The sequence below is a fragment of the Binatus sp. (SeqCode) genome (genome assembly GCF_035272065.1).
Classification (GTDB): domain Bacteria; phylum Desulfobacterota; class Binatia; order Binatales; family Binataceae; genus Binatus.
Genome location: NZ_DATEQZ010000055.1, coordinates 1 through 5364, shown reverse-complemented (window position 1 = coordinate 5364; position 5364 = coordinate 1). Strand labels below are relative to the sequence as shown.

Below are 5364 nucleotides of genomic sequence, written 5' to 3'. Positions count from 1 at the left end.
GCTTCTGGCAGATAATCGCGAAGTACGGCGTCAGCATCTTCTACACGGCGCCCACCGCGATTCGGACATTTATCAAGTGGGGCGACTCGTGGGTGAAAAAGCATGACCTGTCGAGTCTGCGATTGCTCGGGTCGGTCGGCGAGCCGATCAATCCCGAGGCGTGGATGTGGTACCGCAAAGTTATCGGCGGCGAGCGATGCCCGATTGTCGATACGTGGTGGCAGACTGAGACCGGGGGAATCATGATCAGCCCGATTCCGGGCGCGATCGCCACCAAGCCGGGGTCCGCGACGTTTCCGCTGCCGGGCATCGCGGCCGACGTCGTGACGCGCGAGGGCAAAAGTGTCGGCGCCAACCAGGGCGGCCTGCTGATCGTGCGCAAGCCGTGGCCCGGGATGCTGCGGACGATCTACCGCGACCCCGAGCGCTACAAGACCAATTACTTCGCGCAGATCGACGGCGCTTATTTTACCGGCGACGGCGCGCGCCGCGACCAGGACGGCTACCTGTGGATAATGGGGCGCGTGGACGACGTGATAAACGTGTCGGGCCATCGCCTGGGCACGATGGAGATCGAGAGCGCACTGGTCTCGCATATCACGGTCGCGGAGGCAGCGTGCATCGGGCGTCCCGACGACATGAAGGGGCAGGCCGTGGTCGCATTCGTGACGCTCGAAGGCGGCCGCAAGGGCGACGACAAGCTGCGCGAGGAATTGCGCGCGCACGTCGTCAAGGAAATCGGCGCGCTGGCGCGTCCCGACGACATAAGATTCACCGAAGCCCTGCCGAAAACCCGCAGCGGCAAAATAATGCGCCGCCTGCTGCGCCAGATAGCCTCAGGCGATCAGACGCTCGGCGATACCACGACCCTCGAGGATCTGTCGGTGCTGTCGAAGCTGCGCGACGATGAGGAATAGTCCTATTCTTTGCCCTTCCCTCCTATTCCCTCCCACGTTCCTCGGGGGAGGGGGAGGGTGGGGGACCGTCAGAGGCGCGATTGTCTGTTGCGCCGCAGATTTGGAATCCGGAAAAATTTGTCCCCCGCACGGCACTCGAAGACGCACGTCGGCCGCGTGTCTGTGACACCCTCCGACCAACGGGAGAGGCAAGATTGAATAGTCAGTTGGTGTGCAGTTGATTAACTAGTTCAGTCACGCGCGTGGGGTCGACAATGGCTATTGCCGCGGCGCCGACCGCGAACATGATCGCGAATCCCGCCATCAGGCGCAGATAGAACGCTGGCTGGTGGCTGGTTTGCGCCACCACGGACTTGAAGATGGCGTTGACTGCGGCCGCCAGCGTCAGCCCGATTACCGCGTCGCGCGCGGCGCTGGTGCCGGCCTGCACGAAACCCGCCAGCGTCAGCGAGATCGCGTCGACATCGACCAGTCCGCTAATCGCCGACACCGCCATCTGGCCGCTGTACCCCATGTAATGCTTGGCGACGCGGGTAACCAGCAGCACAACTGTGAATACGACGCCGAACTCGAGCGCGGGCCGGATCGAAAACGGGTTGCGGTAGGTGGAATCGGCTATATGATCGCCTGTCGTCGCAGGCACGGGCGCGAGTATCAGGGAGGAGGCGAAACCCGCGAGCATCATCGCGGCGAAAGCAGGGATTGCCGCGATCGCGAGCATCGGGCTGACCACCGCGACCAGCAACAGCATCCGCGGGAACAGAATCGCGTTGGCTATTAGCGCATAGCGCGCCGCTGATACCGCAGATTCCGGCACTTCGGCGACTGCTCGCGAGATCCCGGTGGTGTAAGCGGTCGTGGAGGCAATGGCACCGACTATCGCATTGAGTAATGCGCCGCGCTCGATCCCGGTAAACTTGGTCAGGAAATAGCCGACATACGAGACGCCGGATACGAGGATTACGAATACCCAGATCCTGCGCGGCTCGAAAAATCCGAATGGTCCGTAGCTGCCGGTTGGGAGTAGCGGGTAGATGATGAAAATCAGGCCGAGAAAACTCAGCGTGTCGATATATTCGCGGTCGGAGATCCCCTCGCGCACAAAGCGGCGGAGTTCCTCGCGCTCCGCCACGATCAGCGCGAGCACGATTCCGAGCCCGGCGCCGAACTGGCGGTCAGCCGTAAGGCACAGGTCAGCCAGTGCGAAGGTCGCTACTGCCGCCAGCTCGGTGGTGATGCCGCTGCGCTCCGGATGATGCGCCCGCATCACGAGGACGGCGCCGATCGTGCCGGCGAATAATGCGATGGCGATCGCAGGGTTGCCGGAGTGGCCCGCGACTGCGCCGAGCAGGGCAATTATGAGGAAATCGCGCGTCCCTGGGCGCGGCGGACCGCCTGCTTTTGGCTCTCGCGTGCGGCCGACGAGGAATCCGATCGCGAGCGCGAGCAGGAATCCCAGGGCGGGTGAGTTAGGGCCGGTCAACTCGGGCATCGCGTGGCGGATGTTACCGGAATGTTACGACAAATGCTTGCCTGCGCGGTGGGTTGGACCTGCCTTGCCGACACCTCCACCGCAGTGGTATCCTGCTCAAGTGAAGTGGGCCTCCGCCCACTTTTTTGTTGGTGTCGCAAAACAGGTTTCGTGACATAAACCGGCGGCGGGCTGACGGCCCTAGCGAGCGGAGAGGTGAGAGCAGATGATCGCCCTGACGCTTCATCCGACCGCCGAAAAGGTGGTCGCGCTGCTCGAGCCGCATATCGAACGCCAGGGTTATGAGCTGGTTTCGGTGGACTTTCGCAAGAGCACGCGAAATTCGCTGCTGAGGCTGTTGGTCGATAAGCCCGGCGGCGGAATTGCGTTGAGCGACCTGGAGAAGTTGAGCCCGACGTTGGGCGATTTGCTCGACGTGTACGACCCGGTCGATGGGCGCTACACGCTGGAGGTTGCGTCGCCGGGAATCAACCGGCCCCTGCGCAAGCTGGAGCATTTTGAGGCGGTGAAGGGCGAGCGGGTGAAGGTGCGGACGCATCGCGCACGCGACGGGCAGAAGTCGTTCGTGGGCAAGCTGGTGAGTGTCGGTGAAAGTGGAATCGAGCTTGACGACGAGACCAGCCGCAAGCGGCAGACGATTGGTTTCGACGAGATGACCGGAGCGAATTACGAGTACGATTTTGACAAGTGATTATATTGATAAGTAGAAGCACAGGCTTCCTCCGAGCGGGAGCAACAAAAGAAATTGGCGCGGTACTTTTTGCGCGCCCCGGGGAGGCGGTATGCAGGTCGATCTGAACCGGGTAATCGAGCAGGTAAGCAAGGAAAAAGGCATCGACAAAACGATCGTGATCAACGCGGTCGAAGAAATGATGCATTCGGCGGCGCGGCGCACCTTTGGGCCCGACCGCAATATCGAGTCGCGCTTCAATCCGGAGCTCGGCGAAATCGAGCTGTTCGAGATAAAGACGGTGGTCGAGAAGGTCGCGAACGCGGCGGCCGAGGCCGATGTGGCCGAGGCGCGCGCGAAATACGATCCCGAGGCGGAAGTCGGCGACGAAATCCTGATCAAACTCGACACCGCCACGATGGGCCGAATCGCGGCGCAGGCGGCCAAGCAAAATCTCATCCAGCATATTCGCGACGCCGAGCGCAAACAGATTTTCAACGAGTTCAAGGATCGCAAGCAGGAAGTCGTCTCTGGAATCGTGCAGCGCTTCGAGCGCAAGAACATGATCGTGAATCTCGGGCGCACCGAGGCGATCCTGCCCGAGAAGGAGCAGATTCCGCACGAGCGCTATCGCCAGGGCGATCGGATTCGCGCGCTGATTCTCGATGTTGATCTGTCGGAGAAGGGGCTCTCGATCGTGCTCTCGCGCACCTCGAACGACTTTTTGATGAAGCTGTTCGAGCAGGAAGTGCCCGAGATTTACGAAGGTATCGTCGAGATTCGGCAGAGCGCGCGCGAGCCGGGCGGTCGCGCCAAGGTCGCGGTGTATTCGAAGGATTCGGACGTCGATCCGGTCGGCGCATGCGTCGGGATGAAAGGCACGCGCGTGCAATCTGTCGTGCAGGAACTGCGCGGCGAGAAGATCGATATCGTGCCGTGGACCGACGACCAGGCCGAGCTGGTGTGCCGCGCGCTGGCGCCGGCGAAGGTCTCGAAGGTGATAATCGACGAGGATGAGCATGCGATGGAGGTGATCGTCCCCGACGATCAACTGTCGCTGGCGATTGGCAAGCGCGGCCAGAACGTGCGCCTGGCGCATCGGCTGACCGGATGGAAGCTCGACGTGCGCAGCGAGGCGGAAGCCGAAGAAGAGGCGCGGTCGGCGCGCGCGTCGCTCAACGCGATTCCCGGCATCGGTGACATCAACGCGGAACTGCTCTACCAGTGGGGCTTCCGGTCCGCGGAACAACTGGCGGAGGCCGACGAGACGGCGTTCGACGTCGAGGGAATCAGCGCCGAGCGCGCCACCCAGATAATCAACGCGGCGCGCGAGCACGTCGCCAACAAGAAGATCGCGGCGGCCGAAAAGGCTGCGGCAGCGGAAGAGGCCGCAACGGCGGCAGCCGCCGCCGCGGCGGAAGCTGCGCTGATAGCCACGGAAGCAGAAGGCGCGGAGGCGGCCAGCGAAACGATTGCGGAAGAATCCGTGCCGGCCGCTGCCACTGAAGATCCGGGAGAAAAATAACTGGCTAAATCGCCCGAGCGTACTTGCATCGGATGCATGAAGCGTGACGCGAAGGCGTCGATGATACGAATCGCGATCGTGAACGGTCATGTCGAAGTGGATTTCGAGGCGCGTCGAGCAGGGCGTGGAGGATATTTGCATCCGGCGCTTGAATGCGTCGAGCGGTTTGTCGGTCTAAAGATTAAGGTGTTCCGTGCGCTTCGGCGAAAAATAGATCGTCCCGAGCGGCTGGAAATAGCGGCGGCAATAAAACTCCGACTGGATAGAAACTCAAAGGTCGAATAGTATAACTGGGATGGCGCGAAAGCGGATCAAAACTCTTGCTAGTGAATGGGGATTTCCGGTCGAGGATTTGCTCGCCGGATGCGCCCGCCTGAAACTCGGGCATACGCAGTCCGAATCGAGTCTTCTCTCGCCCGAAGAAGCCGACCGGCTCAAGGCCGACCTCGACGAGCAGGCGCATCGCGCGACCATCCTGCGCCGCGAAACCGTGCTCGAAACGAGCAGCGGAAAGATTTTAGAAAAGCGCCTCAACGCCAACGTGATGCGCCGACGTCACGCCGAGCCGGGCCAGGCCGCCGGCGGCGACACGCCTTTCCATTTCGAAGTCGAAGAGACCCGCGACGATTCGTTCGCGTCGCCATTTCTCGGGGATTCACCCGCTGAGACCGAGACGCCGGTTATGTTTGACGCGGGCCATCGCACCGAGCCTGCGGCCGTCGAGCCGCATCGCGCGCCCGAGCTGATCGTCGTCAGGCCT

6 protein-coding genes are annotated in these 5364 nt (G+C 62.1%); 5 read left to right on the top strand and 1 reads right to left on the bottom strand.

The features are described from left to right. Positions 1–917: AMP-binding enzyme (locus tag VJX68_RS10760; RefSeq protein ID WP_324095688.1), on the top strand; the 917-nt coding region annotated here is incomplete at its 5' end. A 202-nt stretch (positions 918–1119) separates the two neighbouring features. Here VJX68_RS10760 and VJX68_RS10755 read toward each other — a convergent pair. After that, on the bottom strand, positions 1120–2409 hold the full coding sequence (locus tag VJX68_RS10755) for an MgtC/SapB family protein (protein WP_324095687.1): 1290 nt from the start codon (positions 2407–2409) through the stop codon (positions 1120–1122). 205 nt (positions 2410–2614) lie between these two features. Between VJX68_RS10755 and VJX68_RS10750 the strand changes: the two genes are divergently transcribed. From VJX68_RS10750 to VJX68_RS10735, 4 genes are all read left to right on the top strand, one after another. After that, entirely contained in the window at positions 2615–3100 is a 486-nt protein-coding gene (locus VJX68_RS10750) for a ribosome maturation factor RimP (RefSeq protein ID WP_324095686.1), read from the top strand. Positions 3101–3191: 91 nt separating this feature from the next. After that, positions 3192–4604: a transcription termination factor NusA gene (nusA, locus tag VJX68_RS10745; RefSeq protein ID WP_324095685.1), complete on the top strand. Its 1413-nt coding sequence runs from the start codon at positions 3192–3194 to the stop codon at positions 4602–4604. Continuing rightward, positions 4605–4889, top strand: coding sequence for a YlxR family protein (locus VJX68_RS10740; protein WP_324095689.1), 285 nt, complete (start codon positions 4605–4607; stop codon positions 4887–4889). A gap of 10 nt (positions 4890–4899) precedes the next feature. Then, on the top strand, positions 4900–5364 hold a 465-nt coding region (locus VJX68_RS10735; RefSeq protein ID WP_324095684.1), incomplete at its 3' end, for a hypothetical protein.